At 64.7% G+C, this 15,394-nt stretch carries 16 protein-coding genes and 1 riboswitch; of the genes, 5 read left to right on the top strand and 11 right to left on the bottom strand.

Going from position 1 to position 15,394, the window contains the following annotated elements:
- Positions 1 to 18: 18 nt before the first annotated feature.
- The 6 genes from AB8717_RS05600 to AB8717_RS05575 all read right to left on the bottom strand — a co-directional run bounded on the left by AB8717_RS05600 (position 19) and on the right by AB8717_RS05575 (position 6,183).
- Entirely contained in the window at positions 19 to 1,002 is a 984-nt protein-coding gene (locus tag AB8717_RS05600) for an esterase-like activity of phytase family protein (RefSeq protein WP_443750049.1), read from the bottom strand.
- Between the two features lie 243 nt (positions 1,003 to 1,245).
- Positions 1,246 to 3,096 carry a cobaltochelatase subunit CobT gene (cobT, locus tag AB8717_RS05595; RefSeq protein WP_443750048.1) on the bottom strand — a complete coding sequence of 617 codons (1,851 nt, stop codon included), beginning with the start codon at positions 3,094 to 3,096 and terminating at the stop codon, positions 1,246 to 1,248.
- A 197-nt stretch (positions 3,097 to 3,293) separates the two neighbouring features.
- Positions 3,294 to 4,295 (bottom strand): cobaltochelatase subunit CobS, encoded by a 1,002-nt coding sequence (gene cobS / locus AB8717_RS05590; protein WP_443750047.1) that lies wholly within the window; start codon positions 4,293 to 4,295, stop codon positions 3,294 to 3,296.
- 189 nt (positions 4,296 to 4,484) lie between these two features.
- A complete protein-coding gene (locus AB8717_RS05585; protein ID WP_443750046.1) occupies positions 4,485 to 4,844 on the bottom strand; it encodes a hypothetical protein in 360 nt (119 codons plus the stop codon).
- Positions 4,845 to 4,875: 31 nt separating this feature from the next.
- Positions 4,876 to 5,325 (bottom strand): GFA family protein, encoded by a 450-nt coding sequence (locus tag AB8717_RS05580; RefSeq protein WP_443750045.1) that lies wholly within the window; start codon positions 5,323 to 5,325, stop codon positions 4,876 to 4,878.
- A gap of 195 nt (positions 5,326 to 5,520) precedes the next feature.
- Positions 5,521 to 6,183 carry a J domain-containing protein gene (locus AB8717_RS05575; RefSeq protein WP_443750044.1) on the bottom strand — a complete coding sequence of 221 codons (663 nt, stop codon included), beginning with the start codon at positions 6,181 to 6,183 and terminating at the stop codon, positions 5,521 to 5,523.
- A 63-nt stretch (positions 6,184 to 6,246) separates the two neighbouring features.
- Between AB8717_RS05575 and AB8717_RS05570 the strand changes: the two genes are divergently transcribed.
- Both AB8717_RS05570 and AB8717_RS05565 read left to right on the top strand, forming a co-directional pair.
- Positions 6,247 to 6,519 carry a BolA family protein gene (locus AB8717_RS05570; RefSeq protein WP_443750043.1) on the top strand — a complete coding sequence of 91 codons (273 nt, stop codon included), beginning with the start codon at positions 6,247 to 6,249 and terminating at the stop codon, positions 6,517 to 6,519.
- A gap of 64 nt (positions 6,520 to 6,583) precedes the next feature.
- Positions 6,584 to 6,771: riboswitch (cobalamin riboswitch) on the top strand.
- A 126-nt stretch (positions 6,772 to 6,897) separates the two neighbouring features.
- Positions 6,898 to 8,721, top strand: a complete 1,824-nt coding sequence (locus AB8717_RS05565; RefSeq protein ID WP_443750042.1) for a TonB-dependent receptor plug domain-containing protein — start codon at positions 6,898 to 6,900, stop codon at positions 8,719 to 8,721.
- Between the two features lie 265 nt (positions 8,722 to 8,986).
- On the opposite strand, the gene moaC is transcribed toward AB8717_RS05565, so the two are convergent.
- The 3 genes from moaC to AB8717_RS05550 are packed head-to-tail and all read right to left on the bottom strand — an operon-like array spanning position 8,987 to position 10,206.
- A complete protein-coding gene (moaC, locus tag AB8717_RS05560; protein WP_443750041.1) occupies positions 8,987 to 9,460 on the bottom strand; it encodes a cyclic pyranopterin monophosphate synthase MoaC in 474 nt (157 codons plus the stop codon).
- Complete coding sequence (locus AB8717_RS05555) at positions 9,453 to 9,911, bottom strand: molybdenum cofactor biosynthesis protein MoaE (RefSeq protein ID WP_443750040.1); 459 nt, start codon at positions 9,909 to 9,911, stop codon at positions 9,453 to 9,455. Before AB8717_RS05555 ends, moaC begins: the two co-directional genes overlap by 8 nt.
- Before the next feature lies 1 nt (position 9,912).
- Positions 9,913 to 10,206, bottom strand: a complete 294-nt coding sequence (locus AB8717_RS05550; RefSeq protein ID WP_443750039.1) for a MoaD/ThiS family protein — start codon at positions 10,204 to 10,206, stop codon at positions 9,913 to 9,915.
- A gap of 190 nt (positions 10,207 to 10,396) precedes the next feature.
- Here AB8717_RS05550 and AB8717_RS05545 point away from each other — a divergent pair, with 190 nt between their 5' ends.
- Positions 10,397 to 11,467, top strand: a complete 1,071-nt coding sequence (locus tag AB8717_RS05545) for an SDR family NAD(P)-dependent oxidoreductase (protein ID WP_443750038.1) — start codon at positions 10,397 to 10,399, stop codon at positions 11,465 to 11,467.
- Here AB8717_RS05545 and AB8717_RS05540 read toward each other — a convergent pair.
- Entirely contained in the window at positions 11,464 to 11,814 is a 351-nt protein-coding gene (locus AB8717_RS05540; protein WP_443750037.1) for a hypothetical protein, read from the bottom strand. The genes AB8717_RS05545 and AB8717_RS05540 overlap by 4 nt on opposite strands.
- Positions 11,815 to 11,816: 2 nt before the next feature.
- Positions 11,817 to 12,482 (bottom strand): TetR/AcrR family transcriptional regulator, encoded by a 666-nt coding sequence (locus AB8717_RS05535; RefSeq protein WP_443750036.1) that lies wholly within the window; start codon positions 12,480 to 12,482, stop codon positions 11,817 to 11,819.
- Positions 12,483 to 12,673: 191 nt separating this feature from the next.
- Here AB8717_RS05535 and AB8717_RS05530 point away from each other — a divergent pair, with 191 nt between their 5' ends.
- Both AB8717_RS05530 and AB8717_RS05525 read left to right on the top strand, forming a co-directional pair.
- The gene (locus tag AB8717_RS05530) at positions 12,674 to 14,047 is read left to right on the top strand and encodes an efflux transporter outer membrane subunit (RefSeq protein WP_443750035.1); all 1,374 of its coding nucleotides are present in this window, start codon (positions 12,674 to 12,676) and stop codon (positions 14,045 to 14,047) included.
- 65 nt (positions 14,048 to 14,112) lie between these two features.
- A complete protein-coding gene (locus AB8717_RS05525) occupies positions 14,113 to 15,264 on the top strand; it encodes an HlyD family efflux transporter periplasmic adaptor subunit (RefSeq protein WP_443750034.1) in 1,152 nt (383 codons plus the stop codon).
- Positions 15,265 to 15,394 lie beyond the last annotated feature (130 nt).

Here is a 15,394-nt window from a genome sequence, read left to right as displayed (position 1 = left end):
GCCTGGAAAGAGACACGGCTACATGTCCCAGTCGTACACCAGGATCTTGGGCTTGTCGCCGGCGTGCAGCCCGTCGCAGACCAGGTAGATGCGATAGCCGGTGGCGGTGCGCAGGGCCGCCACGCCCTCGTAATTGTCGTAAGGCAGGGGCGGCGCAATCCTGGCCAGCTCCTCGACCTTGACCAGTTGATCGCCTTCCAGCCGCGTCAGGCGCAGCACGTTGCGCGGCCCGGTGAACGGGTCGTAGTAGCGATAGAGCGTCAGGATATCGTGGTCGCGCTGAGGATCGTCGTAGTCGAGCACGGCCAGCGAGGTCAGCATGTAGAGAAAGCCCGGCACGGCGGGGCCGTGGACTTCGGTACAGGCCCAGGTCTTGACCGGGCAGCGCCAGAAGCCGCCCGATTCGACGCCGATCAGCAGCGAATCGCCGTCCTTTTCGCGAATATAGGTCAGCCCCTCCATGCCCTGGTTGGCCGGAAACAGCGGCAGCCCCGTCACCGGCAGGACCTCGCCCTGGCCTTTGAAGGTCTGCGGCGCGCGATAGCGGATGATACGCTGTTGCCCTTCGAAGGATACGAAACGGTCGTGCGTCACGGGATCGTAGGCCAGGTCCTCGGCGTCGCCGAACGTTTTGTCGGCGAAGGGTTCGCCGTCCGTGCCCCGCAACTGATCGATCTCCAGCAGGCTGTCGGCCATGCCGCCCTTGCCGTCGGGCTTCAGGTCGAATCGGACGATCCAGCCCCAGTCGGAATTGGCCTCGACGTGAAGGGTTTCCCCGTCCGGCTCGATCTGCAGGTCGGACAAACCCACCAGCATGTCCGTGCCGTGCGCTGTCAATTCATAGCCGCCGACATAGTGGACGCGCGCGTTGAGCGGCTTGGGATCGGCGACCGCCGGCAGGGTGCGAAAGCTGACCGTGGCGGATTGGGTGTAGGGGATGGGCTCGGCGTGGGCGAAACCAGCAGCGCCGATCAAAGCGCAGACGCCGAGAACCGACGCCAAGCCTCTCCTCCCTACCGAAGGTGGGGAGGGGGACCGCGGAGCGGTGGAGGGGTCCCTTTCCTTTGGCTTCGCGCCATCCGTCCGTACGCGGTGAATGGAACCGGAGAACAGCCTCAGCAAGCGCAAGGCAGGCCCGAAACTGTCCTCTTCCTTTAGCTTCGCCCCCTCCACCGCTTCGCGGTCCCCCTCCCCATCTATCGATGGGGAGGAGAAAGAAGAATGCCAGCGCCTCATATATCCCCCCTAGGGCTCGCTAAACAGTTCCGTCAACTTATCCATCAACCCGCCCGCCAGATGCTCGACGTCGATCAGCGTCAGGGCCCGGCGGTAATACCGCGTCACGTCGTGGCCGATGCCGATCGCCACCAGCTCGACGCGATTGGCGCCTTCGATATCGGCAATCACCTTGCGCAGATGGTTTTCGAGATAGTGCCCGGAATTGACGCTCAGCGTCGAATCGTCGACCGGCGCACCGTCCGAAATCACCATCAGAATCTTGCGTTGTTCGGGCCGGCCGACCAGGCGCGAATAGGCCCATTGCAGCGCCTCGCCGTCGATATTTTCCTTGAGCAGCCCCTCGCGCATCATCAGGCCGAGGTTCTTGTGCGCCCGCCGCCACGGATTGTCGGCCGCCTTGTAGATGATGTGGCGCAGATCGTTGAGACGCCCCGGCGCCTGCGGCTTGCCCGCGCGCACCCAGGCCTCACGCGACTGCCCGCCCTTCCACGCCTTGGTGGTGAAGCCGAGAATCTCGGTCTTGACGCCGACGCGTTCCAGCGTCCGCGCCAGGATGTCGGCGCACATGGCGGCGACCATGATTGGCCGGCCGCGCATCGAGCCGGAATTGTCGAGCAGCAGCGTCACCACCGTGTCGCGAAACTCGGTGTCCTTTTCCTGCTTGAACGACAGCGGCGCCGACGGGTCGATGATGACGCGCGTCAGTTTCGCCGCGTCGAGCACGCCCTCTTCCAGGTCGAAATTCCATGACCGGTTCTGCTGCGCCATCAGCTTGCGTTGCAGGCGGTTGGCCAGGCGCGACACCACGTTCGCCAGATTCGCCAGCTGCGCGTTGAGGAAGCCGCGCAGGCGCTCCAGCTCCTGCGGGTCGCACAGCTCTTCGGCGGTCACGACCTCGTCGAACTGCTTGGTATAGATCTCGTATTCCGGCTTTGCCTTGCCTTCAGGGGCCTGTTCGTCGCGGAACTGCGCCTCGCCGGCCTCGCCGTCGGGGATCTCGTCCGTGGCCGATTCCGACGCCATCTGCGGGTCGCCCTGCATCTGGGTGTAGTCGTCCTCGCCCTCCTCGGCCTGGTCCTGGCCCTGGGCACGCTCTTCCGGCGCCTCGGGCTTGGCCTCGTCCTCGGTCTCGGTGTCGTCCTTGTCGTCGGGCTCGGCGTCGACCTCGCCTTCGGACTGCTCGTCCTCGCCGCGGTCCTGCTTTTCCCGTTCGGCGTCGAGGCTGTCGTCGGTCAGGTCGAGGTCGGTCAACACTTTCCGCGCCGCGTCGGCGAAGCGCTTCTGATCGTGGATCAGCGGCAGCAGCTCGGCCAGCCGCGCCCCGGCCTTGCCTTCGATATCGCCACGGAACAGGTTGACGACGCGGTCGACCAGGCCCGGCACGGGATCGCCGGTCAGGCGTTCGCGCGCCAGATGGCCCAACATTTCGGCGAAGTTGAGCTCGGCCTTGTCTTCCTTGCGGCCCGTGCCCTTGCGCTCCAGCTCGGTCAGCATGGCGGCATGCAGGTTCTGGCGCACGCCCATGAGCGCACGGGCGCCCACGGCTTCGAGGCGCGCCTCTTCCAGGGCGTCGAACGCGTCCGCCGAGGCGTCGTCGCGCGGCCGGGCGCGGGCGTGAATGCTGTCGTCGTGGTGGGCGATGCGCAGGGCTGCCCGGTCGGCGACGCCGCGTGCGGCCTGGGCCTGTTTTGGCGCTAGGTCGCGCGGCGGATGCGGCAGGATCAGCTTGTTGCCGTCGCGGCGCGGGCCGTCGGCGCCGAAGACGATCTCAAGCTCCGGCGACTCGGCAAGCGCACGCGTCGAGTGCGTCAGCGCCTTGCGGAACGGTTCGGACAGGATGGTCGTTTTGGGCGGCATGGCGGCGGGAACGAGGGTGAATGGGAGGTACGGAGCTTGTGGAAAGGACCCCTCCACCGCTTCGCGGTCCCCCTCCCCACGCTACGCGTAGGGAGGAGTGTCTTGCGAGAATTCTCCTCCCCATCTTGATGGGGAGGGGGACCGCGAAGCGGTGGAGGGGTCAGCTCGGACCTCCATACCACTCCGAAGTCCGGAATTTAGATCACCCGGACCTTCAGCGCCGATTCCTGCACATCCTTGCCGAAAGCGCGCTGGTAGAACTCAGCCAGGGTATGGCGCTCCAGCTCGTCGCTCTTGTTGAGGAAGCTCAGGCGGAAGGCCAGTTCCGGATCGTCGTTGAAGATCAGGGTGTTCTGCGCCCAGGTGATGACGGTCCGCGGGCTCATGACGGTCGATATATCGCCATTGGCAAACGCCGAGCGCGAGTAGTCCGCGACGCGAACCATGGCGTCGATAATGCCCCGGCGTTCCGGCGTATCGAACTCCGGCACCTTGGCCAGGACGATCCCGACCTCGGCCTCGTGACTGAGGTAGTTGAGCGTCGTCACCAGCGACCAGCGGTCCATCTGGCCCTGGTTGATCTGCTGGGTGCCGTGATAGAGGCCAGTCGTGTCGCCGAGGCCGATCGTGTTGGTCGTCGAGAACAGGCGGAAGAAGGGGTGCGGTTTGATGACCTTGTTCTGGTCGAGCAGGGTCAGGCGCCCCTGCGCTTCCAGGACGCGCTGGATGACGAACATGACGTCCGGGCGGCCGGCGTCGTATTCGTCGAACACCAGCGCGACCGGGCGCTGCAGCGCCCACGGCAGGATGCCTTCGCGGAATTCGGTGACCTGCTGGCCGTCCTTGAGCACGATGGCGTCCTTGCCGATCAGGTCGATCCGCGAGACGTGGCTGTCGAGGTTGACGCGGACCAGCGGCCAGTTGAGGCGCGCCGCGATCTGCTCGATGTGCGTCGACTTGCCGGTGCCGTGGAAGCCCTGGACCATGACGCGACGATCGAAGGCGAAACCGGCGCAGATGGCCAGGGTCGTCTGCGGATCGAAGCGGTAAGCCTCGTCGATGTCGGGCACGTGGCTGTCGCGGTGGCTGAAGGCCGGCACCATCATGTCGGAATCGACGCCGAATACCTCGCGAATGCTGACCTTTTTGTCGGGTTTCAGGTTCAGCAGCGGATCGGCATATTCAAGTTCGGCGGACATGACTTCTTTCGCTTTCAACGGACGGTACGGACAGGGTTTCAGCTAAGCTTTTCAAGCCCCTGACACAACCCTCTATGTGAACATTTCGAGACTTTTTTGAACTCCCAAAGGGCTTACGCCCTTTGGGCAAGCGCGACCGCGCGCCCCGAGCTCGTGCGAGGAGCCATGCGGCGATTGAGTTAAAAAGTGTCAGGGCTTGGATGGGCGGGTCATTTGCGCGTTGTCGATCAGGTCGGCCGCATCAGGGAGAAAGGCGACGAACAGCGTGGTGACAGCCGCGACCGCCGACAGGCCGCCCATGATCATCTGGCCGGCTACCATGTGGACGACCATGGCGAAACCGGTCGCGGCGCACAGGCCCCAGGCCAGGACCTTGAACCGCAGGGTTTCGCTCGCCGCGCGACGATGGACGACCCACGCACCCGCCGCCCACAGCAAGGCCCATGGATTGAGCCCGATCGCCGCACCGGCCGCCATGGCGACAAGGGCCGTGACCGCAGGCCGGGCAGCGGCGCGGCGGAAGGCCGACCAGGGTGCGAGCGTTTCCATGGCGGAAGTATAGCCCGGAACCAAGGCCGCGTTAAGGCGCGTCCGGATGCTGGTAGCTGACGATCTCGTCAAGGAACGGAGCTTCCGCCAGGTCCTCCATCGTCGTGCGCACAGGCCAGTCATTGACGTGCGCCACCCAGGGGATCCTCGCCTCGACGCCGTACTGGATGTCGGGAACGATGGTTTCGGGATGGTCGAAGGCGCAGATGGCCAGCGCCGTACCGTCCGGGGCCTCATAGGTCAGCGGCGTGCCGCAGTTGGGGCAAAAGCCGCGCTTGACGAGGTTCGAGCTCTGGAAGCGCGCGGGCTCGGCCCTGGTCCAGGTCAGCGTCGCCCCGCGCACCGAGACAAAGGGGGCGAAGGCGTTGCCAAAGGCCTTCTGGCACATGCGGCAATGGCAGATCGAGGCGCGCCCCAACGCGCCCTCGACGATGAAGCGGACGGTGCCGCACTGGCACCCGCCGGTATGGTGTTCGGACATGACAAGGCCTCCTGATCCGAAGATTAGGAGGCCTATATGTCAGAACTTGGCAAGAGCGTTGCGGAGTACCAGCCAACAACCCGCGCGGACCGGAAAAGCCCTCAATTTGGATGAGATGCTAGCCGGCTAGCGCAGCGGGTATACTTAAATACCCGCAAGCGACGACTGCGACGCAGATCGCCAAATTCAGGGCTTTTACGACGTCTGCATCTTTTTGAGGACTTTGTACGCCTTGATCACCCGCTGCAGCTTGTCCTCGGCCGAGCGGTCGCCGCCGTTATTGTCCGGGTGGCAACGCTTCAGCAGCTCGGTGTAACGCACGCGGATCTGGTCCCAGGTCGCCCCGGCTTCCAGGTCCAGGTCGGCAAAGGCTTGACGTTCGATCTTGCCGTACTGCTTCTCGACCGGACGCGGGGCTTCGCGCTGCGGCGCGGCGCCGGCGCCAAAGACGCTGTGCGGATCGTAGAAGCCCTTGGCCTGCGTGCCCTTGGCAGCGATGTTCGCCGCTTCGCGCGACAGGCGCGAGGCGCGGAAGGCCCAGGTCGGACGGTCGCCCGTCGAGATCGATTCGCGATGACGCCGGGCTTCGCCCTCGGACATGCCCGAGAAGAAGTTCCAGTTCTTGTTGTATTCCGACGCATGCAGCGTACAGAAGTTATAGTACTGGTTCATCATCTCGCGCGACTTCGGCGCACGCGCCGTCGCGGCCTTGTGGCACTCGGGCCATTCGCACGGCTTTTGCCCCGGCTTGAGCTGCAACACGTCGTCCTCGGGACGACGGGTCTTCTCTTCGCCTTCTTTCGGTGGACGAATACGCATGTCCATGAAACGGGGCTTGTACTTAAATTCATCGCTCATATGATGAAATATCACCCTTAAAGCTTAACAACGTTTGATTTCGCGGGCTTGGGAGGCCTGACCATGGCAAGTGTCGCTGATCGTATCCGATCGAAGCTAAACCAGGCCTTCGCCCCTGTGCGCCTGGATATCCAGGACGACAGCGCCAAACATAGTGGGCATTCGGGCGCGCGTGAAGGGGGCGAAAGCCATTTTTCCGTGACTATCGTCTCCGAAGCCTTCAAAGGGCAGTCGCGTGTGGCCCGCCAGCGTCAGGTCAACACCGTGCTGGCAGAGGAACTGAAGGGGCCTGTCCACGCCCTCAGCCTCCAGACCCTGACGCCCGAAGAGGCGTGACCGATACGCCACAGCCCTGTTGGTAACGGTCCGGGCAGGGTTGACGCGCGCCCCCCGCCCCCGTAAGGCCCGGGCGTGCCAGCGGTGCTTCCCGGGAGGGAAGAGAATAGGGAACCGGGTGTAAGTCCCGGACTGTCCTCGCAACTGTAAGCGTCGAGTTTCATCGTTACCGGTCACCTGAAGCCTCGGGGAAGACGACGATGGAGCGCCCGAGACGCAAGTCAGGAGACCTGCCGTGGCTGTCGTCCTTTGCCGGGTCGAGGTGTGCCGGGCGAACGGGGAAGCCTCCCTTTAGAGACGATGTGTTTTGTGAACCGGCAGGTCACGCGCGTCGTCGCCCCTGTCCGGCTCTCGTTTCTGACCGAAAGCCGACCTTTCATGTCGAAATCCCTTTTTCTGTCCGCCGCGGCGGCAGCGCTTGTCCTCCCTGCCCTTGCCCACGCTGAAGATGTCGTCGTCACCGTGACGCGCGAGCCCCTGCCGGTGTCGCGCGTCGGCCAGGCCGTCGATGTCATCACCGAAACCGACATCAGGAACTACCAGTCGCTGGACCTGACCGACCTGCTGGCGCGTACCACCAGCCTCAGCCTGGTCAGCAATGGCGGCCCGGGCGCATCGGGCTCGACCTCGATCCGCGGCGCCGGCGCCGACCACACCCTCTACATGATCGACGGCATCGCGCTCAACGATCCGTCGCAGGTCGGCGGCGGCGTCGATGCCGGCCTCCTGTCGGTCGGCGACGCGGCGCGCATCGAAGTCCTGCGCGGCCCGCTGTCGACCCTGTGGGGCTCGGGCGCACTTGGCGGCGTCGTCAGCATCACCACGCGCCAGGCCCGCGCCCCGCTGGAAGGCGACCTGTCGCTGGAAGGCCTGGACCAGTACGGTTCGGCGCGCCTCGGCCTGGGCGGCAAGTCGGGCGGCCTCAACTGGCGCCTCTTCGCATCGGCCTATAACGACCGCGGCGTCTCGGCCTACGACCAGGGCACCGAGCGCGACGGCTTCACCCAGACACAACTGTCAGGCAAGGCCAGCTATGCCTTCGACGCCCATACCACGCTGAACGTCCTGGCGGCCCACACCCACAACCGCACCGACACGGACGGCTTCGTGCCGCCGTCCTACGCCTTCGGCGACGACGGCGAATACAGCAAGAGCGACACGACCCTGGGCGCGCTGGGCCTGACCAATACATTCGCCCACGGTTCGCAAAACCTGTCGGTCAACCTGACCGAAACCAGCCGCGACCTCTATGACGACACCGGCGCCTCGACCTTTACCGGCCGCGGCCGGCTGCTGGCGGCAGACTACCACCTGCTCTATCGCCTGTCGGACACGACGCGTTTCCTCGCCGGCGCCAAGTGGGAGCGCGACGACATGCGCACCGCCTCGACCTATTCGCCGCTCAGCGCCCACGACATGACCGTCAGCAGCCTCTACGGCCAGGTGGCGCAGGCCATCGGTGCGGCGGACCTGACCGTGTCGGCGCGCCATGACGACGCGTCGAGCTTCGGCGGCCTCGATATCGCCCAGGCCTCGCTCAGCCTGCCCCTGTCGGGCGGCTGGCGTCTGCACGCCAGCGCCGGCCAGGGCATCAAGATCCCCAGCCTCTACCAGCTCTACGGCGACTACGGCACGGCGACGCTGAAGCCGGAAAAGGGCCTCAACATCGACGGCGGCGCCGACTTCACCTACAGCGCCGGCCAGGTGTCGCTTTCCCTTTTCACGCGAACCGTGCGCGACCTGATCGACTTCGACAATTCGACCTTCACCTACGCCAATATCGCGCGTGCAAAGGCACAGGGCGTCGAACTCGAATGGCGCCAGCAGGTCGGCGACGCCCTCGCCCTCAGCGGCAATGCCAGCAGCCTGTCGACACGCAACGAGTCGGCCGGTTATGTCGGCAACCACCTGGCCCGCCGGCCGGATTTCCTGGCCAATTTCAATGTGGAATATGCTGCGTCGCAAAAAATTCACCTCGGCGGCGGAATTCGCCTGTCAGGAGAAAGCTTCGACAATGCGGCCAATTCGACGCGTCTGAAGGGCTATGCCATCGCCGATATCCGGGTCCGTTATGCTGTAAATGAGCATATTGAGCTGTACGGAAGGCTCGATAATATAACGGATACGCGCTATGAAACGGCCGACGGTTACGGCCAGCCCGGCCGCCGGTTGTGGCTTGGCGTCCACACCCGCATGTTTTGAGTAAATAACGCAAAATAGGGGTTGTGCACTGCGAAAAAATTTGGTTTATATAATCACGTTCTTTTAAACATTTCCGGGTCGATGTCGAACCGCAGGAGCCTCCGGCCCCTGCGGTTCTTTTATGGCTGAAGGATTTGGCCGCAGGCGCCTCCGGCCCCTGCGGTTCTTTTAGGGCCGAAGGATTTGGCCGCAGGCGCCTCCGGCCCAGCGGTTCTTTTAGGGCCGAAGGATTTGACCACAGGCGCCTCCGGCCCCTGCCGTTCCTTTATGCGCCGCCCCAATCGCCCTTGCCGCCGGACTTCGACGTCACAGCGATGCCTTCGATGCGCATCGCCTTGTCGACGGCCTTCAGCATGTCATAGAGCGTCAACGCCGCCACGCTGACCGCCGTCAGCGCTTCCATCTCGACGCCGGTCTGGCCGGACGTCCGCACTTCAGCGGAAATGACAAAGCCCGGCAGCGCGTCGTCGATGGCGATCGCCACCGCGACCTTGGTCAGGGCCAGCGGATGGCAAAGCGGAATAAGGGTCGAGGTCTGCTTGGCGGCCATGATGCCGGCCAGTTCCGCCGTCGAGATCACCGCTCCCTTGGGCGTGCGGCCCTCGCGCACCAGCGCCACCGTTTCCACCGCGCAGATCAGCCGCCCCCCGGCCGTTGCCGTGCGCGCCGTCACCGGCTTGTCCGATACGTCGACCATGCGCGCCCGGCCCTGGTCGTCGAGATGCGAAAGCTCACTCATCGGTCCACCTTTCAAGGTCCTTCTTGTCTTCCGCCCGCGGCTCGACCCAGCGTTCGCCGCCCGGTCCGCCCTCGCGCTTCCACAGGGCCGCCTCGGATTTCAGCCGGTCCATGGCGTAGTCGACCGCGTTGAGCGCCGCGCGGCGGTGCCGGCTGGCGGCCGCGACGAAGACGATGGCCTGCCCGGCCTCGACCCGGCCACAGCGGTGATGGACAGCGATGGCCGAGATATCGAACCGCGCCACCGCCGCGTCCGCGATCTCCGCGAACGAGGCCTCGGTCATGCCGGGATACCAGTCGAGGTAAAGGTGATCCACCGCGCCGGCTTCGCTTCGCACCATGCCGGCAAAGGTGGCCACGGCGCCCACGGTGCCATGCGTCGCGGTGAATTCGGCACTGGCTGCCGCCAGATCGAGCGCGTCTTCGAGAAGCCGGATATCGACGGCCGCCATGTCAGCCTCCCGAAAATATGGAAAAGAAGGCCACTTCGTCGCCGTCGCTCAGCGCCACATCCGCTGTGACCTGCCGGCGATTGATGCTCATGCGGATATCGGAAAGCGTCACGCGGCCGTCTTTCAGGGCGCTCTTGAAGACATCGTCGCGCACGGTAAAAAGATACATGCCGCCGGCATCGATCCGCCGGGTACGCGCGCCCACGATGTCCGCCATCTTCCCAAAAAACAAAACGTCTACCACCGGTCGCTCCTGTTGACGGTCATATAACGCAGGTTCACGTTTTGAGGGCAAAAATTTATCCGTAAAACCGCCAAAGCTCTTGCGAAAATCCTGGCTATCGGCTCAATACGTGCCGCTTGCCGAATTCGCCGGGTTTTTCATGAGTCTGTCCAACTACCGACTGCTCCGTTCTTTGTACCGGTTGGTTTCCTTCGGCAAAGCGCCTCAGCTTATCCTGCCGGATCCCAGTGACGCGCAATCCGTGAGCGCGCTGTTGCAGCGCGAGCAGGTGCAGCTCGACACCGAGGCCCTGCGCGCCTTCTACACGGGCAAGCGCATCCTGGTGACCGGCGCCGGCGGTTCGATCGGTTCCGAAATCTGCAAGCAGGCCCTGGCCCTGGGCGCCGGCCATGTCACCCTGGTCGATCACTCCGAACTGGCGCTGTATGAGATCGACCGGGCCATCCGCGAGGAATTCCCCGACCGCTGCGCGCACCCCATCCTGTGCTCGATCCGGCGCCGCGAACGCCTGGCCGCCGTAGTGGCCGAGGCCCGGCCGGACGTCATCTTCCACGCCGCCGCCCTCAAGCACGTGCCGATGGTCGAGTCGAACCCGTGCGAGGCCGTGCTGACCAATGTTCTGGGCACGCAATATGTAATCGATGCCGCCAAGGCCGCCGGCGTCAAGCACCTGGTGCTGATCTCGTCGGACAAGGCCGTGGCGCCGTCGTCGCTGATGGGGGCCACCAAGCGGCTGGCCGAACATCTGATCCGCACGCAGATTTCCGATACGCACCAGGCCTGCGTCGTCCGATTCGGCAATGTGCTGGGCTCGACGGGTTCTGTGGTGCCTTTGTTCAAGTCGCAGATCGGCAAGGGCGGCCCGATCACGCTGACCGACCGCGACGCCGAACGCTATTTCATGACCATCTTCGAGGCGGTCCAGCTGGTGCTGACCGCGGCGATGAACAATGCACGCACGCCGGAAACCCATTCGGGGCTGTATATTCTCGAGATGGGCACGCCCGTGCGCATCCACGACCTGGCGAAGCGCATGATCACCCTCTACGGCCTGCGCCCGGACAAGGACATCAAGATCACCTTCACCGGCCTGCGCGAGGGCGAAAAGGTCACCGAGACCCTGGTGGACGACAACGAAGTCAGAAAGCCCGTATTGCCGGGGATTTTCGAAGTGGGGAACCAGAGCCACGTCGCGCCGATCGCCGGCGAGGTCATGCAGACCCTGTACAATCTCGCTCAGGAAGGCCACGACGAGACAGCCAAGACCATGGTGTTCAACCTGGTGAAGTCACTGCGCGAGCAGCAGGACTAGGCGCCCTTAAGACAGGCCGTCGAAAACTGCCGCCAGGTCTGGCCGTGAGTCGCATTGGACGCCTTGGCCTGCCGCCATTTCGCGCCGCAGATCTTCATGCGGTTGCCGGGATGCGCGCTGGTCTTAGCAACAGGCCGAGCCGCCGGCGTGGCGTTCAGGCATTGCCGGATAAACGCCTTATACCCCGAACGATCGGCGCCGCTTTCACGCCATTGCGCCGTGCAGGTCTGCATGCGGCCCTGCGGACGTTCGCCTGCCACCGCCGTCCCGAAGGTCATGACGGCCAGCGCGATCACCGCAACGGCGATCGCGGAAATAACGGCAATGATGGCGTAAAGCCGCTTCACGCCTAGACGCCGTAGGCCGACAGGAAGACGAAGATGGCCGACTGGACCTCGACCTCTATCTCTTCCGCCGACGGCACCGGGATATAGTTGAGCAGCCGCGCCTTGATCATGCGGCCATGAATCAGCGAAATCAGCTGATGAGCGGCCTGGACCGTGTCGCCGATCTTCAGCTCGCCGCGTCCGACCGCCTTGTCGAGGAAGCCGGCCAGCAGCTTGACGCCCTGCAAGGGTCCGCTTTCGTAGAAGGCGCGGCCGATTTCCGGCGACTTGGCGCTTTCGGCCGAGATCACGCGCCAGTTCTGCAGCGTCTTTTCCGAGGTGAAGATTTCGAGATAGCGGCGCGCATAGGCGGTCAGCACCGTGCGCGCGTCGCCGTCCACCTTCAGCAGCTCGCCGACCTGGCTGCGGTGCATCTCGCAATTGCGCAGCACATAGGCGCCGAACAGCTCTTCCTTGCTCTTGAAGTAGTTATAAAGCGTGCCCTTCGAGCCGCCGAGACGGGCGGCGATTTCGGACATGGACGCCGCCGCGTAGCCTTCCTTCAGGAAGACTTCCGAGGCCACGTCGAGAATCAGTTCACGGCGGTCGCCGCGCCCCTTGCGCGTCGTTTCTTCGTTGGTTTCATTGGCATTGGGCGCCTCTACGGACGCTACGCTACTCTTTTGCATCGCAAAAATTTTCCTGAACCGTACTGTATGGTCATATTGACAGATAGCGGAGTTCCGACTATATGTCCAGCCAATAGATGACCATACCGTACGGTTATTCAAGATATAGGCCGCAAGATAAGCCGATGACAAAGCAAGCCTCCTCCCCCCGCCACCACCCTCGGAATTTTTGGACCCTGGGCGCCACCGCCATGGCTTCGGTTCTCTTTTTAAGCGCCTGCACGACCGTGCCGCACACGGCGCCCTTCGCCAAGGAAAACAGCTCGGCCAAGACCGACAATCCGATCGCCGAAGCCGTGTCGCAGAACTGGTGGCAGGCTTTCGGCGACCCGCAACTGTCGGGCCTGATGCGCGAAGCCTTCTCGAATTCGCCGACCCTGGCCATGGCAGAAGCCCGCCTGAACAATGCCGAGGCCATCACCGGATCGGCCAAGGCCTCGGTCCTGCCGTCGCTGTCGTTCAACGCCAAGGCCGATGAGTTCAAGCAGTCGTACAACTACCTGTTCCCCAAGGCCTTCCTGCCGGACGGCTATGCCGACGAAGGCCAGGTGACCTTCAATTTCGACTGGGACCTCGACTTCTGGGGCAAGAACCGCGCGGCCATCACCGCGGCGACCAACAGCGCCCGCGCCGCCACGGCCGACGCCGCCCAGGCCAAGCTGGTCCTGACATCCGCCATCGCCAGCGCCTATGTCGAACTCGACCGCCTCTATCAGTCGCGTGACCTGGCCGACCGCGCCGTCGGCATCCGCCAGGACAGCGCCAACCTGGTCAAGCAGAAGTTCGACAGCGGCGTTTCGAACCAGGCCGAATACGACCAGGCCGCCGCCGGCGTCTACGCCGCCCAGGCCGACCTGGCCGCACTCGACGAACAGATCGAAATCACCAAGCACGCCATCGCAGCCCTGGCCGGCGCTTCGCCCGACCGCGCCGAAGCCCTGACGCGCCCGGTGCTCAAGCCCGATGCGCAGGCCTTTGCCGGCATGCCCGCCCAGGTCAATCTCGACCTGATCGGCAGCCGCCCCGACGTCATCGCCGCGCGCTGGCGCGCCGAAGCGGCCTCGGCCGACATCAAGGCCGCGCACGCCGCCTTCTATCCCAATATCAACCTAGCGGCCTTCACCGGCGTGCAGGCCCTGCACGTCAGCAACCTGTTCAAGTCGGGCTCCGACATCGGCGGGGTCGGTCCGGCCCTGTCGCTGCCGATCTTCGACGGCGGGCGCCTGAACGCCAACCTCAAGTCGGCCGAGGCCGAGCACGCGCTGGCCATCGCCAGCTATAACGAGGACGTTCTGACCGCCATGCAGCAGGTGGCCGACAACCTGTCGAGCCAGCGCGCGCTGCAAACCCGCCTGACGGCCTCGCAAAAGGCGCTCGACGCCTATGAAGAGGCCTATCGCTTAACCAAGCTGCGCTATGATGGCGGGCTTACGACCTACACCGCGCTTCTCGTCTCCGAACAGAGCCTGATCCAGCAGCGTCGCGTCGTCGCCGACCTGAAGAGCCGCGCCCTCACCCTCGACATCGCCCTCATCAAGGCGCTGGGTGGCCAGTCTGCCGCGTGAATGTCTGCCGCGTGAATGACTGCCGCTTAAGCTCCGAACATAATTTGACCGAACGAGATTAGACCATGCCCGACACTGCCGCTCCGACTGCCGACCGCGCCGCGGTCGATACCCGCCCCGCCCAGAACAACAACGCCAAGCGCAAGCAGCTCCTGACCTATGTCGGCGCCGCCGTCGTCATCGGCGTCATCGGCTGGGGCGCCTATTACGCCCTTTACGCCTCGCACTATGTCGAGACCGACAACGCCTATGTCGGCACCGATGTCGCCCAGGTCAACGCCCTGGTCGCCGGCCCGATCGCCTCGGTCAGCGCGCTGGAAACCCAGCACGTCAAGGCCGGGCAGGTCCTGGCCACGATCGACGACGCCGACGCCAGGATCGCCGTCGAGCAGGCCCAGGCCGCGCTCGCCCTGGCCGAACGTCACGTCCAGGGCTATGTCGCCAACGACGCGGCGCTGGCCGGTGCGCTTGGCGCCCGCCAGGCCGATGTCGAACGCGCCGATGCCCAGATCGCGTCCGCCCAGGCCGATCTCGACACCGCGAAAACCAACCTTGCCCGCCGCCAGAAGCTGGCGACCTCGGGCGCCGTCTCGCAGGAAGAGCTGACCGACGCCCAGGACGCCTTCGCCAAGGCCCAGGCCGCGATGAGCAATGCCGTTGCCAGCCGTGACGCCGCCCGCGCCGCCGTGACCGCGGCCGGCGGCCAGCGCCAGAACAACTCCACCCTGTTCGCCGGCGTCTCGCCCGACCAGAACCCGGAAGTCCTGGCCGCCAAGGCGCGCCTCGATGCCGCCGAACTGGCCCTGTCGCGCACGGTGGTCAAGGCCCCGGCCGACGGCATCGTGTCAAAGAAAGCCATCGAAGTCGGCCAGCAGGTCGCCATAGGCACGCCCTTGATGACCGTCGTGCCGACCGACCACGCCTATGTCGACGCCAACTTCAAGGAAGTCCAGCTCAAGCAGGTCTATCCGGGCCAGAAGGTCGAGCTGACGTCCGACCTCTACGGCAAGTCGGTCAAGTACCACGGCACCGTCCGCGGGATATCGGGCGGCACGGGTTCCGCCTTCTCGCTGATCCCCGCGCAGAACGCCTCGGGCAACTGGATCAAGGTCGTGCAGCGCCTGCCGGTGCGCATCGACCTCGACCCGAAGGAGGTCGCCGCCCATCCCTTGCGCGTCGGCCTGTCGATGACCGCCAAGATCGACACCTCTAAGTAAAAGCGTTTCCCGTCTCCTCCCGCCCCCGGCGGAGACGGTGGCCCGCAGGGCCGGATGAGGGGTCTTATTTCCCGGCAAGACCCCTCACCTCCCTCTTCAAGAGCCTGGGCTGTTGCGTAAGGCATCAAAG

It is taken from the genome of Asticcacaulis solisilvae, assembly GCF_052327315.1.
Classification (GTDB): domain Bacteria; phylum Pseudomonadota; class Alphaproteobacteria; order Caulobacterales; family Caulobacteraceae; genus Asticcacaulis; species Asticcacaulis solisilvae_B.
Note: the sequence above shows the minus strand (reverse complement) of the source record. Positions and strands in the feature narration are given on the sequence as shown.

Coding starts and splice junctions, on each gene's coding strand:
- cobT (WP_443750048.1), bottom strand. CDS start 3,096: ATGCCGCCCAAAACGACCATCCTGTCCGAACCGTTCCGCAAGGCGCTG.
- cobS (WP_443750047.1), bottom strand. CDS start 4,295: ATGTCCGCCGAACTTGAATATGCCGATCCGCTGCTGAACCTGAAACCC.
- AB8717_RS05585 (WP_443750046.1), bottom strand. CDS start 4,844: ATGGAAACGCTCGCACCCTGGTCGGCCTTCCGCCGCGCCGCTGCCCGG.
- AB8717_RS05580 (WP_443750045.1), bottom strand. CDS start 5,325: ATGTCCGAACACCATACCGGCGGGTGCCAGTGCGGCACCGTCCGCTTC.
- AB8717_RS05575 (WP_443750044.1), bottom strand. CDS start 6,183: ATGAGCGATGAATTTAAGTACAAGCCCCGTTTCATGGACATGCGTATT.
- AB8717_RS05570 (WP_443750043.1), top strand. CDS start 6,247: ATGGCAAGTGTCGCTGATCGTATCCGATCGAAGCTAAACCAGGCCTTC.
- AB8717_RS05565 (WP_443750042.1), top strand. CDS start 6,898: ATGTCGAAATCCCTTTTTCTGTCCGCCGCGGCGGCAGCGCTTGTCCTC.
- moaC (WP_443750041.1), bottom strand. CDS start 9,460: ATGAGTGAGCTTTCGCATCTCGACGACCAGGGCCGGGCGCGCATGGTC.
- AB8717_RS05555 (WP_443750040.1), bottom strand. CDS start 9,911: ATGGCGGCCGTCGATATCCGGCTTCTCGAAGACGCGCTCGATCTGGCG.
- AB8717_RS05535 (WP_443750036.1), bottom strand. CDS start 12,482: ATGCAAAAGAGTAGCGTAGCGTCCGTAGAGGCGCCCAATGCCAATGAA.
- AB8717_RS05530 (WP_443750035.1), top strand. CDS start 12,674: ATGGCTTCGGTTCTCTTTTTAAGCGCCTGCACGACCGTGCCGCACACG.
- AB8717_RS05525 (WP_443750034.1), top strand. CDS start 14,113: ATGCCCGACACTGCCGCTCCGACTGCCGACCGCGCCGCGGTCGATACC.